The sequence below is a fragment of the Lentzea sp. HUAS12 genome (assembly GCF_024125735.1).
Classification (GTDB): Bacteria; Actinomycetota; Actinomycetes; order Mycobacteriales; family Pseudonocardiaceae; genus Lentzea; species Lentzea albida.
Window position 1 is genome coordinate 697,615 of sequence record NZ_CP099738.1, and the last position, 13,564, is coordinate 711,178.

Consider the following 13,564-nt stretch of genomic DNA (forward strand, 5'->3'; position numbering starts at 1 on the left):
TCCGAGGCCAGGTAGAAGCCCGGGTACGACGGCTGGTCGCAGGTGGTCTGCCGGCGGGCCGCCGGTGGTCGTCGGTGTGCGCGTAGCCGGCGCGGACGTTCCCGTGCGGCATCGTCACGGACCGGCTGCGTCCGTCCCTCGTGCCCGGCGCGGTCTTCGTCATCAGCGCGGACCGGCCGTCGCCGTCGACCACGCCGTCACCGCCCTGCTGCGCCCCAGCGGCACACCGCGCACGACGGGAGCCACCTGGTACCGCGCGCCGGGAGCCGCCCCCGGATCGACGTAGGTCGTGCTGCCGGTGACGGTCGCGATGCGCCTGCCGTCGCGGTAGACCGCGAAGCCGGGCCGCCGCAACCCGGTCCGGGTCGCGCCGGTGGCCTCGTGGCCGAGCAACCGCCAGCTCAGGTAGGCACCGTCGGGCGTGGTGAACGCGACGGGCCCGCGGTCGAGCCGTTCGCCGTGGGGCCGCGCGAGCGCGACCGGCTGCCCGGCGAGGAGTGCGGTGACCACCAACGGGACCAGAACGCTTCGTCGCAGATCCACGGGGGCTACGATGAACCGTCGTCCCCGTGTCGCGCAAGACCGTGCCGCACAATGCGGAAAGCGTTTTCCCTTCGAACGTTCGACAAGTAGGCGTCGAACGGGTCGAACGCGAACAAGGCCTGTCCCGCAGGACATCCCGACGTCAGCCGGTTGTCCGCACCGGACAGAGGACAGCGGTGGTCCACTCGGCGGTGCCGTCGGGTGATCGGCTGGTTAAGGTCCGGTTCTGGGAGCGCTCCCAGAACATCAGCCGAACCTTTCCCTGGAGGTCGTCGTGACCTTGCGAATGCTCCGAGCGGTGGTGACCGGACTGCTTCTGGCGGCCTGCGTCGTGATCGCTCCCACCACGGCCGGCGCGGCCACGACGCGCATAATGGCGCTCGGTGACTCCATCACCGGGTCACCGGGGTGCTGGCGGGCGCTGCTCGCGAAGCACCTGCAGGACACCGGGCACACCGCCGACTTCGTCGGCTCCCTTTCCGCGCCCGGCTGCGGGTTCGCCTACGAGGGCGAGAACGAGGGCCACGGCGGGATCCTCGCCACGAACATCGCGCGGGACAACCAGTTGCCGGGCTGGCTGTCGTCGGCGCGGCCGGACGTCGTCCTGATGCACCTCGGCACGAACGACGTCTGGAACAACATCCCGGCGAGCACGATCCTCGGCGCCTACACCACGATGCTCGGCCAGATGCGGGCGAGCAACCCGGCGATCAAGCTGGTCGTCGCCCAGATCATCCCGATGACCCCCGCCAACTGCTCGGCGTGCGCGCAACGGGTCGTCGACCTGAACGCCGCGATTCCCGGCTGGGCGCGGGCGAACAGCACCACGGCGTCACCGATCACCGTGGTCGACCAGTGGACCGGGTTCGACACCGCGGCCGACACGACCGACGGAGTGCACCCCAACAGCTCCACGGGCATCCAGAAGATCGAGAGCCGCTGGTACCCGGCCGTGGTCGCGGCACTGGGATCGCAACCGGCGGCGGTGGGCCTGCGGGTCGACGGCACCAGGGTCGTCGAGGCCAACGGCACCCCGTTCGTGATGCGCGGCGTGAACCACGCGCACGTCTGGTACCAGTCGCGGACCAGGGCGTTCGCGGACATCAAGTCCTTCGGCGCCAACACCGTCCGGGTCGTGCTCGGCAGCGGTCAGCGCTGGGGGCCGACGCCGGCGTCCGAGGTGTCGAGCGTCATCACGCTGTGCAAGCAGTCCAAGCTGATCTGCGTGCTGGAGGCCCACGACACCACCGGCTACGGCGAGCAGAGCGGCGCCGCGAGCCTGGACCAGGCGGCGACGTACTGGATCAGCGTGGCGAACGCGCTGAAGGGCCAGGAGAACTACGTCGTCATCAACCTCGGCAACGAGCCGTTCGGCAACAACGCCCAGGTGAGCGCCACGTGGGCGAGCGCCACGAGCAGTGCGATCAGCCGCCTGCGCGGTGCCGGCCTCCAGCACCTGCTGATGGCCGACGCGCCGATGTGGGGCCAGGACTGGGGCAACATCATGCGCGACAACGCGGCGTCGGTGCTCAACGCCGACCCGCAGCGCAACACCGTGTTCTCCATCCACATGTACGGCGTCTACAACACGGCGGACAAGGTCAACGCGTACTTCGACGCCTTCCGCACCGCCGGACTGCCGCTCGTCGTGGGCGAGTTCGGGCACAACCACAGCGACGGCGACCCCGACGAGGCCACGATCATGGCCCAGGCGCAGGCCCGCGGCCTCGGGTACCTGGGCTGGTCGTGGAGCGGCAACAGCAGCGACGTCGGCTACCTCGACATGGTCAACTCGTTCGACCCGGCGAGTCTGACGTCCTGGGGCGAGCGGTTCCTCAACGGCGCCAACGGTGTCCGGCAGACCTCGAAGGAGGCCACCATCTACGGCGGTGGCGGCCCGGCCGACACCGAGGCGCCCTCCACGCCGGGCACACCGACGACCTCGGGCGTCACGGCGAGCGGTCTCACCCTCACCTGGGCGGCCTCGACCGACAACGTCGGCGTGACGGGATACGACGTGCTGCGCGCCGTGGGCAGCGGGTCCTTCGCGCAGGTCGGCTCGGCGGCGACGAACTCGTTCGCCGACAGCGGCCTGACGCCGTCCACGACCTACCGGTACCAGGTACGTGCGAAGGACGCCGCCGGCAACGTGTCGGCGACCTCCGGGATCGTGTCGGCCACGACCGGCACGGGGGGTGGCACCGGTGCCTGCAAGGTCGGCTACTCCGCGCAGAACTGGGGCGGTGGCAACGGTTTCACGGCCAGCGTCACCATCACCAACACGGGCACCAGCGCGCTGAACGGCTGGACGCTGGCCTTCAGCTACGCGAACGGCCAGCGCGTGACCCCGCCGGGGTGGGGAGCGACGTTCGCCCAGTCCGGGGCGGCCGTCACCGCGACCAACCTGAGCTGGAACGGCGGCCTCGCCCCGAACGCGTCGACGAACATCGGGTTCAACGGCACGTACAGCGGCTCCAACCCGGCACCGACCGCGTTCACCCTCAACGGGAGCACCTGCACCACCGGTTGATTTTTGAACGATTCAACAGGCTGTCCGATTGCGGACAGCCTGTTGTCGTCTGCCTTGACACACTTCGTCAGACCCCACACCCTGGGCCTCGCCGCCGCGATTGAAACGTTTCATCCAGCGACGAAGGTGGAGACGACGTGCGCAGACGCGAGTTCCTCAGGACATCGGCAGTCGGGCTGTCCGCGACGGCGCTCCCGGTCGGGGTGGCGCACGCGGAACCGCGGGAGAAGGCATGCGGGCATGCGCGTCGTCCGCACGACCGTCGAGTACGCGGAAACCCTGCTGGGCACGGACGTCACGGCACCACGGCTCGGCTGGGTGCTGGAGGCGGGCGGCACGGGGGCGCGGCAGACCGCCTACCAGGTGGAGGTCGGCACGGCACCTGGTCGCGCGGACGTGTGGCAGTCCGGCAGGGTCGGCTCGGACCGCACGACCGGGATCGCCTTCGCCGGCAAGCGGTTGCAGCCCCGCACGCGCTACCACTGGCGCGTCCGGGTGTGGGACGGTGCCGGGCGGCCGTCCGCGTGGAGCGAGACGCGCTGGTGGGAGACGGCGTTGCTCGGCACGCCGTGGCAGGCGCGCTGGATCGGTGCCGCGGACACGGCGATCGACTTCACCGGCGCGCGGTGGATCTGGTCGGCGACGACACCGGTGGGGAGCCGGTGGTTCCGCGCCTCGCTCGACCTGCCCGCGGACGCCGTGCGCGCCCGGCTCGTCGCGACCGCGGACGACGACTTCACGTTGTACGTCAACGGTTCCGAAGTCCTGCACGTCCCGGAACAGGTCGACATCTGGAAGGTCGGCCAGCGGGCGGACGTGACCCGGCCGGCGGGCAGGCGGGTCGTGCTGGCCGTCCGCGCCACCAACAGGTCGGCGGGCCCGGCCGGACTCCTGCTGCGCCTGCTCGTGGACCTGCCCGACGGACAGCGCGAGCTCGTCACCGGTGCGGGCTGGAAGGTCGCGGACACCGAGCAGACCGGCTGGCGGACACCGGACTTCGACGACTCGGCGTGGACTCCGGCGACCGTGCTCGACCCGTACGGCCAGGGTCCGTGGGGTGCGAACGTCACGGTGAAGGAGCAGCCCGCGCCGTTGCTGCGCAGGGAGTTCACGCTCACCAAACCGGTGAGGCGCGCCCGTCTGTACGTCAGCGGCCTCGCCTACCACGAGACCGAGATCAACGGCCGCCGCGTCGGCGACCGGGTGCTCGACCCCGGCTTCACCGACTACGACAACACCGTCCTGTACGCGACGCACGACGTCACGAGCCTGCTTCGCAGCGGCCGCAACGCGATCGGCGTGACGCTCGGCCGCGGCTTCTACGGCATGAAGACGCCGAACGTGTGGCGGTGGGAGCGCCCGCCGTGGCACGACGAGCCGAAACTGCTGGCACAACTGGAGATCGACCACCCTGACGGCACGCGCACGACCATCACGTCCGATGACCAGTGGCGCCTCACCGACGGCCCCACGATCTCGAACTCGCAGTACACCGGCGAGACCTTCGACGCCCGCCTCGCCCCGCGCGACTGGACCAAGCCGGGCTTCGACGACGGCAAGTGGCAGCCCACGATCGTGAGGCCCGCCCCCAAGGGCACGCCGAAAGCCCAGGAACACGAACCGATCCGCGTGATCGAGTCCGTCACGCCGACTGTGAGCGTGCTCAGGCCAGGGGTGTTCGTCGCCGACATGGGCCGCACGATGTCGGGTTGGACGCAGCTCACGGTCACCGCCCCGGCGGGCACGGTGGTGCGGCTCAAGCACGGCGAGACGCTGAACTCCGACGGCAGTGTGCACATGGAGAACGGCCACGTCAGCGGCGGCCGCATCCAGCTCGACGAGTACGTCTGCGCCGGCGGCGCGGAGACGTGGGAACCGAAGTTCTCGTACAAGGGCTTCCGGTACGTCGAGGTCACCGGCCTGACCGCCGCTCCGAAGCTGGTCGGCCGACTGGTGCACTCGGACGTACCGCGGGTGAGCACGTTCCGCTGCTCCGAGCCGCTGTTCGAGCAGTACGACGCCGCGATGCGCCGCACCGTCGCCAACAACCTGCACGGCATCCCCACGGACACCCCGACCTACGAGAAGAACGGCTGGACGGGCGACGCCCAGGTCGGCGCACCCTCGATGCTGGCCGAGTTCGGCATGGCGAAGTTCTTCACCAAGTGGCTCGGCGACCTCGCGGACAGCCAGGACACCGCGGGCCAGCTCCCGGTGATCGTGCCGAGCGGCGGCTGGGGCTACCGCGAACTGGCGCCCGCTCCCGAGTGGACGACCGTGTACCCGTTCGTGCTGAGGGAGATGTACCGGACCTACGGCGACGACCGGCTGCCCGCGCAGCACTGGCCCGTGCTCACCCGCTACCTGGACTGGGAGATCGGCAGGCTGCGCGACGGCCTCGCGATCACCGCGCTCGGCGACTTCCTGCCGCCGGACTCGGGCGGCATCCCGCCCGAGGACACCCGCCTCACCGCGACCGCGTACCTGTACCGCGCGTTGATCCACACCGCCGAGCTCGGTGACGTGACCGGCACACCCGTTCCGCGCTACCGCGAGGTCGCCGCCGGGTTGCTGACCAGGTTCAACGAGACGTTCCTCAACGGCTACTACCGCACCTCGCGCGATCCGGACTACCGGCAGACGTCCAACGCCGTGCCGCTGGCGTTCGGCATGGTGCCCGCGGGCTCGATCCAGGCCGTCGCCGACCGGCTGGCCGCCGAGGTGCGCGCCAACGGCAACCACGTCAACGTCGGCTGCCTCGGCGCGAGCGTCCTGCTGCAGGCGTTGAGCGACAACGGACACGCCGACGTCGCGCACGCCATGGCCACCGAGAGGTCGTACCCGAGCTGGGGCCACTGGTTCGCCAACGGCGCCGAGACCATGTGGGAGATGTGGGACACCGGCACCCGATCCCGCAACCACTACTTCAAGGGCACGCTGGTGCAGTGGCTGTACGAGCACGTCGCCGGACTGCGGCCGGGGGACGCGGGCTACCGGACGTTCACGGTCAAGCCGGTGAGCTCGGTGTCGTGGGCGAGCTTCGAGTTCGAGAGCGTGCGCGGACGGATCAGCGTGGCGTGGACGAAGGTCGACGGCGTGGTGAGGCTGACCGTCGAGGTGCCGGTGGGATCGACCGCCGAGGTGCACGTTCCCGGCTCCGGCGTGGTGAAGGTGCCGCACGGGCGCTGGACGTTCAACGGGTCGACAGTGGCCGTGCCAGCCACGACGCCACCTCGGTGAGCAGTCCGGGGTCCACCGGCTCGCGCAGCAGGCGGCGGTAGGACGTCAGTGCCGGGGCCCGGGAGTCGCGCCGCAGCAGGTGCGTCAGGCCGGGCACCCGGCGGACGTCGGCGCCGGGCACGAGGGACGCGATCACGTCGAGGTCGTCCGGGTCGACCTGGAGGTCCTTGTCGCCGGTGATCGCGAGGACCGGCGCGGTGATGCCGGGCAGGTCGGCGCGGGGGTCGTAGGCGAGTTGCTCGCGCCACCAGCGGGCGTTGACCTTCATACCGCCGACGCGGGCGACGTCCGTGGTGGTCGCCTCCAGCGCGGCCAGCTGCCGGGAACCGATGCGGCCCAGCAACGGCGTCAGCGGCCGCACGAAACGGGGGAGCGTGCCCGCCACGCGCGAGGCCTGCCAGAGCAGCGCCTCCTTGCCGGAACGGGCGTAGCCGGCGAGCAGGACGACGGCCGCGGGCCGTTCGTGAGCACCGAGCCACAGGGCGTGGACGGCGCCCTCGCTGTGCCCGACCACGCCGACGGCCTCGGACCTGATCTCGGGCCGCTGCCGCAGCGCGGTGAGGGCGGCTGCGGCGTCCGCGCGGTTGTCGAGGAAGCCCGCCTGCCGCCAGTCGCCGGGAGAGGCGCCCACCCCGCGCCGGTCGTAGCGCAGGGACGCGATCCCCGCTGCCGCGAGGGAGTGCGCGAGCGGACCGCCCAGGTCCATGCGCACGCGTCCGGCGTTGGAGTCGCGGTCGACGCGCCCCGAGCCGGGTAAGCACAGCACCGCGGGGTGCGGACCCGGTCCCGGAGGGAGGGTGAGCGTGCCGAGCAGGGTGTGACCGTCGGCGTTGAGCGAGATCTCGGTGGTGTCGACACGGGTGTGGTGGTCGATCATGGCCACTCCTCACTGTTCTCAGTTTTGAGAACAGTATCACCGGTGAGATCGTGGTGGCCATGGCCGACTTGGACCTCCTGTTGCACCCGGTCCGGCTGCGCATCGTGCAGGCGCTGCTCGACGGGCACCCCAGCACCACCACGCAGCTGCGCGAACGCCTGCCGGAGATCGCGCCGGCGACGATGTACCGGCACGTCGCCGTCCTCGCCGACGCGGGCGTGCTCGAGGTGCTGCAGGAGAAGCGGGTGCGGGGCATCATGGAGCGCACCTACCGGCTGCGCTGGGACCGCGCGCAGCTCGACGAGTCCGGCCGCGCCGCCATGACCCCCGACGACCACCGCCGCGCGTTCACCGCGTTCACCGGCAGCCTGCTCGCGGAGTTCGGCCAGTACCTGGCCCGCGACCCGGCCGACCCGGTGGCGGACGGTGTGACCTACCAGCAGGCCGCGGTCTGGCTGACCGACGAGGAGCACGCGGAACTGCTGGCCGAGCTGCGGGCCGCCGTCACGGCGCGCACCGGCCGATCGCCGGGCGAAGGTCGCACCCGCCGGATGGTGAGCCTGGTGGCGATGCCCGCCGAGGAGTGACTCTGTCCCCCGTGGGAGCTACTCCCGGCTGTCCTCTCCGGTGGGATTCCCGGAACGGCTCCGATCCCTAGCGTTTGCGTTGTCCCGCAGACCACTCAGGAAGACGGAGCCATGGAACCCAGTGCTTTCCCCGAGGACGGCCGTTCCACCGCCGAGCGCTCAGCGAACCGGTTGCGCAGGTTCAGGTTCCCGGTGCTGTTCATCCCGCTGTTCGCCGTGATGCTGGCGGTCGTCGGGATCGACACCCTCGTCGCCCCGCTCCCGCTGCTCGCGCTCCCGGTGGGGCTCGGGCTCGGCGTCGTCGGAATCGCCTGCTACCGCTGGCTTTACCGCAAGGTCGAACAGCGGGAGGACCTGCCCGAACTGGCGGTACGGGACCGGTGGTCCGGACTGCTGCGCGGCACGCTGCTCGGGTTCGCGTTGTTCTGCGCCCTGATGCTGCTGATCGTGGTGTTCGGCGGCCTGGACGGGCTGTCGTGGGGCTCGTTCTTCGGGGCGTTGGGCCTCGCGGGGATGATGTTCAGCGTCGCGACCATGGAGGAAGTGCTGTTCCGCGGCGTGCTCTTCCGCATCCTGGAGGAACGGGCCGGCACGGTGATCTCGCTGGTCGTGTCCTCGTTGCTGTTCGGCGCGACGCACCTGGTCAACGTCAACGCCACGCTGTGGGGAGCGCTGGCGATCGGCCTGACCGGCGGCGCGATGCTCGCCTCCGCCTACGTCCTGACGCGCTCGCTGTGGTTCCCGATCGGCCTGCACTTCGCCTGGAACTTCACCCACGCCGGCCTCTTCGGCATCGCGGTGTCCGGGTCGGACGACGTGCCGGACGGACTGCTGCGGACCACCCTGTCCGGTCCGTCCGTGGTCACCGGTGGCGTGTTCGGCCCGGAGGCCAGCCTGTTCGCGCTGCTGGTCTGCGGGGCGGCCACCGTCGTGCTGCTGCGCCGGGCGGCGCGGGCCGGCCGGATCCGGGCACGGGTTCAGCGGGGTTCGTAGCGCCGCAACGGCTGCGATCGCCGCACCAGCGCGCGGAGGTCGGTGAGGGTGCCGTGGGCCGCGCCCACGGCACGCGCCTGCACCAGCACGTTGCCCAGCGCCGTCGCCTCGGCGGGCCCCGCGACCACGGGCAGGCCGCACGCGTCGGCGGTGAGCTGGCACAGCAGCTCGTTCTGCGAGCCACCACCGACGACGTGCACGACCTCGACCTCCTTGCCGGACAACCGCTGTGCGTCCTCGACGGCGTCACGGTGGGCCAGCGCCAGACTGTCCAGGATGGACCGCACGACCTCGGGTTGAGACATGCTCTTCCCGCACCACCGCTCGATCCGTGCCGGCATGTCACCAGGCGGCAGGAACACCGGGTCGTTGGGGTCGAACACCGCCCCGGACGCCGTCGCGGCCTCCCGCAGCAGGGGCTCCAGCCGGGCGTTCCAGGTCCGCAGGCACTCCTGGAGCAGCCACAGGCCCATCACGTTGCGGAGGTAGCGGATCGTGCCGTCCACGCCGCCCTCGTTGGTGAAGTTCGCCGCCCTGCTCTCCTCGGTGAGAACCGGGGAGGGCAGCTCGACCCCCACCAACGACCAGGTGCCGCAGGAGATGTACGCGAACCGGTCATGAGAAGCCGGGACGGCGACGACGGCGGACGCGGTGTCGTGCGACCCGACCGCCGTCACCGGGACGCCGTTCCAGGTACCCGCCGGATCGCCGGGGTGGTGCAGCGGGGGTAGAAGAGCGGTCAGCCCACGGGTCAGCTCGGGTGACCACTGTCCTGTTCGGACGTCGATCAGGCCCGTCGTGGTGGCGTTGGTGTACTCGGCGCCGCGCTCCCCGGTGAGCCAGTACGAGATCAGGTCCGGGATCAGCAGGAACTGGGACGCCTGGGGGAGCAGGGACTCGGCCCTGAGCTGGAACATCGTGTTGAACGGCTGGAACTGCAGGCCGTTGACCTCGTACAGACCCTCGGCCGGTGTCACACCCTCGGTGCGGGAGTCGCGGTAGCAGAACGGGTCGGCCAGCAACTCGCCGGACGCGTCGAGCAGGCCGTAGTCGACGGCCCAGCTGTCGATGCCGATGCTGGAGACCTCACCGGCGAGCCGCAAGCCTTCGAGGACCTCGCGGTGCAGGCCGCGCACGTCCCAGCGCAGGGAACCGCCCTGGTGCACCGGCCCGTTCGCGAACCGGTGCACCTCCTCGACGTGCACGGCGCCGCCGGTGACGACCCCGCGGACCACCCGGCCGCTGGACGCACCGAGGTCGACCGCCGCGACCGCGGTCGATCTGGCCGTCATCGCAGGAACGCCGCTGCCACGCCGGCGTCGACCGGCACGTGCAGGCCGGTCGTGAGGGACAGGTCACCCGCTGTCAGCGCGAACACCGCCGCCGCCACGTGCTCGGGCAGCACCTCGCGCTTGAGCAGGGTGCGCTGGGCGTAGAACTCGCCGAGTTCCTCCTCCGGCACGCCGTAGACCGCGGCCCGCTGGGCGCCCCAGCCGCCGGCGAAGATGCCGGAGCCGCGGACCACGCCGTCGGGGTTGATGCCGTTGACGCGGATGCCGTCGGCGCCCAGTTCGGCCGCGAGCAGGCGCACCTGGTGGGCCTGGTCGGCCTTGGCCGCGCCGTAGGCGACGTTGTTCGGGCCGGCGAACACCGCGTTCTTGCTGGAGATGTAGACGATGTCGCCGCCCATGCCCTGTGCGCGCATGACACCGGCCGCCTGCTGCGACACCAGGAACGAGCCCTTGGCCATCACGTCGTGCTGGAGGTCCCAGTCGGCCTCGGTGGTCTCGGCGAGGGGTTTGGAGATCGACAGGCCCGCGTTGTTCACCACCAGGTCCACGCCGCCGAACGCCAGCGACGCCGCGCGGAACGCCTCGGCGATGCCGGACGCGTCGGTGACGTCGACCGTCACCGGCACGGCCACGTCCGAAGTACCGATCCCGGCAGCGACCTCGCGTGCCGCGTCACCGTCCCGGTCGGCGACCACGACGCACGCGCCCTCGGCCGCCAGCCGCACGGCGACCGCCCTGCCGATGCCCGAACCGCCACCGGTGACGAGCGCGACGCGGGTGGCGAGCGGCTTGGGCTTCGGCATCCGCCGCAGCTTCGCCTCCTCGAGCGCCCAGTACTCGATGCGGAACTTCTCGCGCTCCTCGATCGGCGCGTACCGCGAGACCGACTCGGCGCCGCGCATCACGTTGATGGCGTTCACGTAGAACTCGCCCGCCACGCGCGCGGTCTGCTTGTCGCGGCCGAAGCTGAACATGCCGACGCCCGGCACGAGCACGACGGCCGGGTCGGCACCGCGCATCGGCGGGCTGTCCGGCTCGGCGTGTCGCTCGTAGTAGGACCGGTAGTCGTCGCGGTAGGCGGAGTGCAACTGCCCCAGGCGTTCCACGACGTCCGCGAGCGGTGCGGTCGGCGGCAGGTCGACCACGAGCGGCCGGACCTTGGTGCGCAGGAAGTGGTCCGGGCACGACGTGCCGAGCGCGGCGAGCTCCGGATGCCGTTGCCGCGACAGGAAGTCCAGCACCACCTCGGAGTCGGTGAAGTGGCCGACCTGCGGGCTGTCGGTGGAGGCCAGGCCGCGGATCACGGGCGCCAGTTCCGCGGCACGGAGATGCCGTTCCTCCACACCCAGCGGCTCGTGCACCACCGGGCCGAACGGCTCCGCGCGGCCGTGCTCGTCCAGGTAGCGCTGGGCACCGGCGATGATCTCCAGCGAGTGCGCCTCGCACTCCTCGCTCGTCGCACCCCACGCCGTGATGCCGTGCCCGCCGAGGACGACCCCGATCGCCTGCGGGTGGTCGCGCCTGATCGCCGCGATGTCCAGCCCCAGCTGGAAACCCGGCCGCCGCCACGGCACCCACGCCACGCGGTCGCCGAAGCACGCCTTGACCAGCGCCTCACCGTCCGCGGCCGTCGCGAACGCGATGCCGGCGTCCGGGTGCAGGTGGTCGACGTGCGCCGCGTCCACCAGCCCGTGCATGGCCGTGTCGATCGACGGTGCCGCGCCTCCCTTGCCGTGCAGGCAGAAGTCGAACGCGGCGACCATCTCGTCCTCGCGCTCCACCCCGGGGTAGACCTCGGTCAGCGCGCGCAGCCGGTCGAGCCGCAGCACGGCGAGCCCGGAGTCCTCCAGCGTGCCCAGGTCACCACCGGATCCCTTGACCCACATGAGGTCCACGGGTCGTCCGGTCACCGGGTCGACCTGCGGCCCCTTGGCGGAGGTGTTGCCGCCCGCGTAGTTCGTGTTGCGCGGATCGGCGCCGAGCCGGTTGCTCCTGCCCAGCAGTGCTCGCACCTGCTCCATCACGCACCCCACCCGGCGGCCTCGCCACCGACTCGTTCCGCGACGATCCGCTCGGCGTACCCGGACCGCCGGTAGGCGGCCATCGGATCCGGGTCCAGGCCCATCTCTTCGCGCAGTTCGCGCAAAAGTGGCCGCACGTCGGTGTTGTAGGCGTCCATCAACGCGGCGTTCGCGCCGAGCACGTCCCCGGCCTGCTGTGCCGCGGCCAGTTCGGCGTGGTCGACCAGGAGCGCCTTCGCCGTGGCCTCCTGGACGTTCAGCACCGACCGGATGATCGCCGGGATCTTCGGCTCCAGGTTGTGGCACTGGTCGAGCATGAACGCGATGCCGGCCGCGGGCTTCAACGCGTCCGCCAGCACGATCTCGTGCATGATCCGGAACAGCTGGAACGGGTCGGCCGCCCCGACCATCAGGTCGTCGTCGGCGTAGAAGCGCGAGTTGAAGTCGAACGCGCCGAGCTTGCCCGCCCGCAGCAGGAACGACACGATGAACTCGATGTTCGTGCCGGGCGCGTGGTGGCCGGTGTCGATCACGACCTGCGCCTGGTCGCCCAGCTGCTGGCAGTGCGCGAACGCCGTGCCCCAGTCGGGCACGTCCGTGACGTAGAAGGCGGGCTCGAAGAGCTTGTACTCCAACAGCATCCGCTGATCCGGACCCAACCGTGCGTACGTCTCCCGCAACGCCTCGGCGAGCCGGTCCTGGCGGGCGCGGATGTTGTCCTGGCCGGGGTAGTTCAGCCCGTCCGCGAACCACAGCTTGAGATCACGCGACCCCGTGGCGTCCATGATGTCGACGCACTCGAGGAGGTGGCCGAGAGCCTTGCGCCGCACCGAGGCGTCCGGGTGGCAGACGCTGCCGAGCTTGTAGTCGTCGTCCTGGAACACGTTGGAGTTGATGGCCCCCAACGCCACGCCGCGATCACGGGCGTAGGAGGCGAGCTTGCCGTAGTCGTCGACCCTGTCCCACGGGATGTGCAACGCGACGGTCGGCGCGACCCCGGTCAGCCGGTGCACGACCGCGGCGTCGTCGATCTTCTCGTACGGCGTGCGCGGAACCCCTTGCTGCGCGAAGACCTTGAACCGCGTGCCGGAGTTCCCGTACGCCCACGAGGGGGTCTCGATCCGCTGGTCGCGCAACGCGTCTTTCACACTCATCGTTCTCCCCAAAACTCAGTCGAGGTGGAAGACCTCGTCGAGCGGCGTCATCCGTTCGTCGGCGTTTCCGTCGCCGACGAAGAACTCCGCCATCTCGGTCTGCCAGCGCGCGTTCACCTCGGTGCGCGCCATTTCCGCGAGAGCCGCGTCGAAGTCGTCGCACTCCAGGTAACCGACGAGCAGGCCGTCCCCGGCGAGGAAGAGGCTGTAGTTGCGCCATCCCGCGTCGCTGAGGGCGGCCCGCATCTCCGGCCACACCTCGCGGTGCCGCGCCCGGTACTCCTCGAGCCGGTCGGCGCGGACCCGCAAGGTGAAGCAGACGCGCAT

10 protein-coding genes are annotated in these 13,564 nt (G+C 71.0%); 4 read left to right on the forward strand and 6 right to left on the reverse strand.

The window, feature by feature from the left end; genetic code table 11:
* Nucleotides 1-162: 162 nt before the first annotated feature.
* Complete coding sequence (locus ND450_RS03390) at nt 163-543, reverse strand: hypothetical protein (RefSeq protein ID WP_253324690.1); 381 nt, start codon at nt 541-543, stop codon at nt 163-165.
* 274 nt (nt 544-817) lie between these two features.
* Between ND450_RS03390 and ND450_RS03395 the strand changes: the two genes are divergently transcribed.
* Both ND450_RS03395 and ND450_RS03400 read left to right on the forward strand, forming a co-directional pair.
* The gene (locus tag ND450_RS03395; protein ID WP_253324691.1) at nt 818-3,073 is read left to right on the forward strand and encodes a cellulase family glycosylhydrolase; all 2,256 of its coding nucleotides are present in this window, start codon (nt 818-820) and stop codon (nt 3,071-3,073) included.
* A gap of 240 nt (nt 3,074-3,313) precedes the next feature.
* Entirely contained in the window at nt 3,314-6,313 is a 3,000-nt protein-coding gene (locus ND450_RS03400; protein WP_253324692.1) for a family 78 glycoside hydrolase catalytic domain, read from the forward strand.
* On the opposite strand, the gene ND450_RS03405 is transcribed toward ND450_RS03400, so the two are convergent.
* On the reverse strand, nt 6,267-7,190 hold the full coding sequence (locus ND450_RS03405) for a S9 family peptidase (protein WP_253324693.1): 924 nt from the start codon (nt 7,188-7,190) through the stop codon (nt 6,267-6,269). The two genes, ND450_RS03400 and ND450_RS03405, sit on opposite strands and share 47 nt — an antisense overlap.
* A gap of 59 nt (nt 7,191-7,249) precedes the next feature.
* On the opposite strand from ND450_RS03405, the gene ND450_RS03410 reads away from it, so the two are divergent.
* Both ND450_RS03410 and ND450_RS03415 read left to right on the forward strand, forming a co-directional pair.
* The gene (locus ND450_RS03410; protein WP_253324694.1) at nt 7,250-7,777 is read left to right on the forward strand and encodes a helix-turn-helix domain-containing protein; all 528 of its coding nucleotides are present in this window, start codon (nt 7,250-7,252) and stop codon (nt 7,775-7,777) included.
* Nucleotides 7,778-7,888: 111 nt separating this feature from the next.
* Nucleotides 7,889-8,770 carry a CPBP family intramembrane glutamic endopeptidase gene (locus tag ND450_RS03415; RefSeq protein WP_253324695.1) on the forward strand — a complete coding sequence of 294 codons (882 nt, stop codon included), beginning with the start codon at nt 7,889-7,891 and terminating at the stop codon, nt 8,768-8,770.
* Here the strand turns inward: ND450_RS03415 and ND450_RS03420 are convergent.
* From ND450_RS03420 to ND450_RS03435, 4 genes are read right to left on the reverse strand one after another with little or no spacing between them, the layout of a single operon-like run.
* Nucleotides 8,755-10,062 (reverse strand): rhamnulokinase family protein, encoded by a 1,308-nt coding sequence (locus tag ND450_RS03420; RefSeq protein ID WP_253324696.1) that lies wholly within the window; start codon nt 10,060-10,062, stop codon nt 8,755-8,757. The genes ND450_RS03415 and ND450_RS03420 overlap by 16 nt on opposite strands.
* Nucleotides 10,059-12,083: a bifunctional aldolase/short-chain dehydrogenase gene (locus ND450_RS03425; protein WP_253324697.1), complete on the reverse strand. Its 2,025-nt coding sequence runs from the start codon at nt 12,081-12,083 to the stop codon at nt 10,059-10,061. Before ND450_RS03425 ends, ND450_RS03420 begins: the two co-directional genes overlap by 4 nt.
* Complete coding sequence (gene rhaI / locus ND450_RS03430; protein WP_253324698.1) at nt 12,083-13,237, reverse strand: L-rhamnose isomerase; 1,155 nt, start codon at nt 13,235-13,237, stop codon at nt 12,083-12,085. The genes ND450_RS03425 and rhaI overlap by 1 nt, the downstream gene beginning before the upstream one ends.
* A 15-nt stretch (nt 13,238-13,252) precedes the next feature.
* Nucleotides 13,253-13,564, reverse strand: coding sequence for an L-rhamnose mutarotase (locus ND450_RS03435; protein WP_089920082.1), 312 nt, complete (start codon nt 13,562-13,564; stop codon nt 13,253-13,255).

Excerpts from the sequence above, each read along its gene's own strand:
- ND450_RS03400 (WP_253324692.1), top strand. The coding sequence starts at position 3,314 with ATGCGCGTCGTCCGCACGACCGTCGAGTACGCGGAAACCCTGCTGGGC.
- ND450_RS03405 (WP_253324693.1), bottom strand. The coding sequence starts at position 7,190 with ATGATCGACCACCACACCCGTGTCGACACCACCGAGATCTCGCTCAAC.
- ND450_RS03410 (WP_253324694.1), top strand. The coding sequence starts at position 7,250 with ATGGCCGACTTGGACCTCCTGTTGCACCCGGTCCGGCTGCGCATCGTG.
- ND450_RS03415 (WP_253324695.1), top strand. The coding sequence starts at position 7,889 with ATGGAACCCAGTGCTTTCCCCGAGGACGGCCGTTCCACCGCCGAGCGC.
- ND450_RS03420 (WP_253324696.1), bottom strand. The coding sequence starts at position 10,062 with ATGACGGCCAGATCGACCGCGGTCGCGGCGGTCGACCTCGGTGCGTCC.
- ND450_RS03425 (WP_253324697.1), bottom strand. The coding sequence starts at position 12,083 with ATGGAGCAGGTGCGAGCACTGCTGGGCAGGAGCAACCGGCTCGGCGCC.
- rhaI (WP_253324698.1), bottom strand. The coding sequence starts at position 13,237 with ATGAGTGTGAAAGACGCGTTGCGCGACCAGCGGATCGAGACCCCCTCG.
- ND450_RS03435 (WP_089920082.1), bottom strand. The coding sequence starts at position 13,564 with ATGCGCGTCTGCTTCACCTTGCGGGTCCGCGCCGACCGGCTCGAGGAG.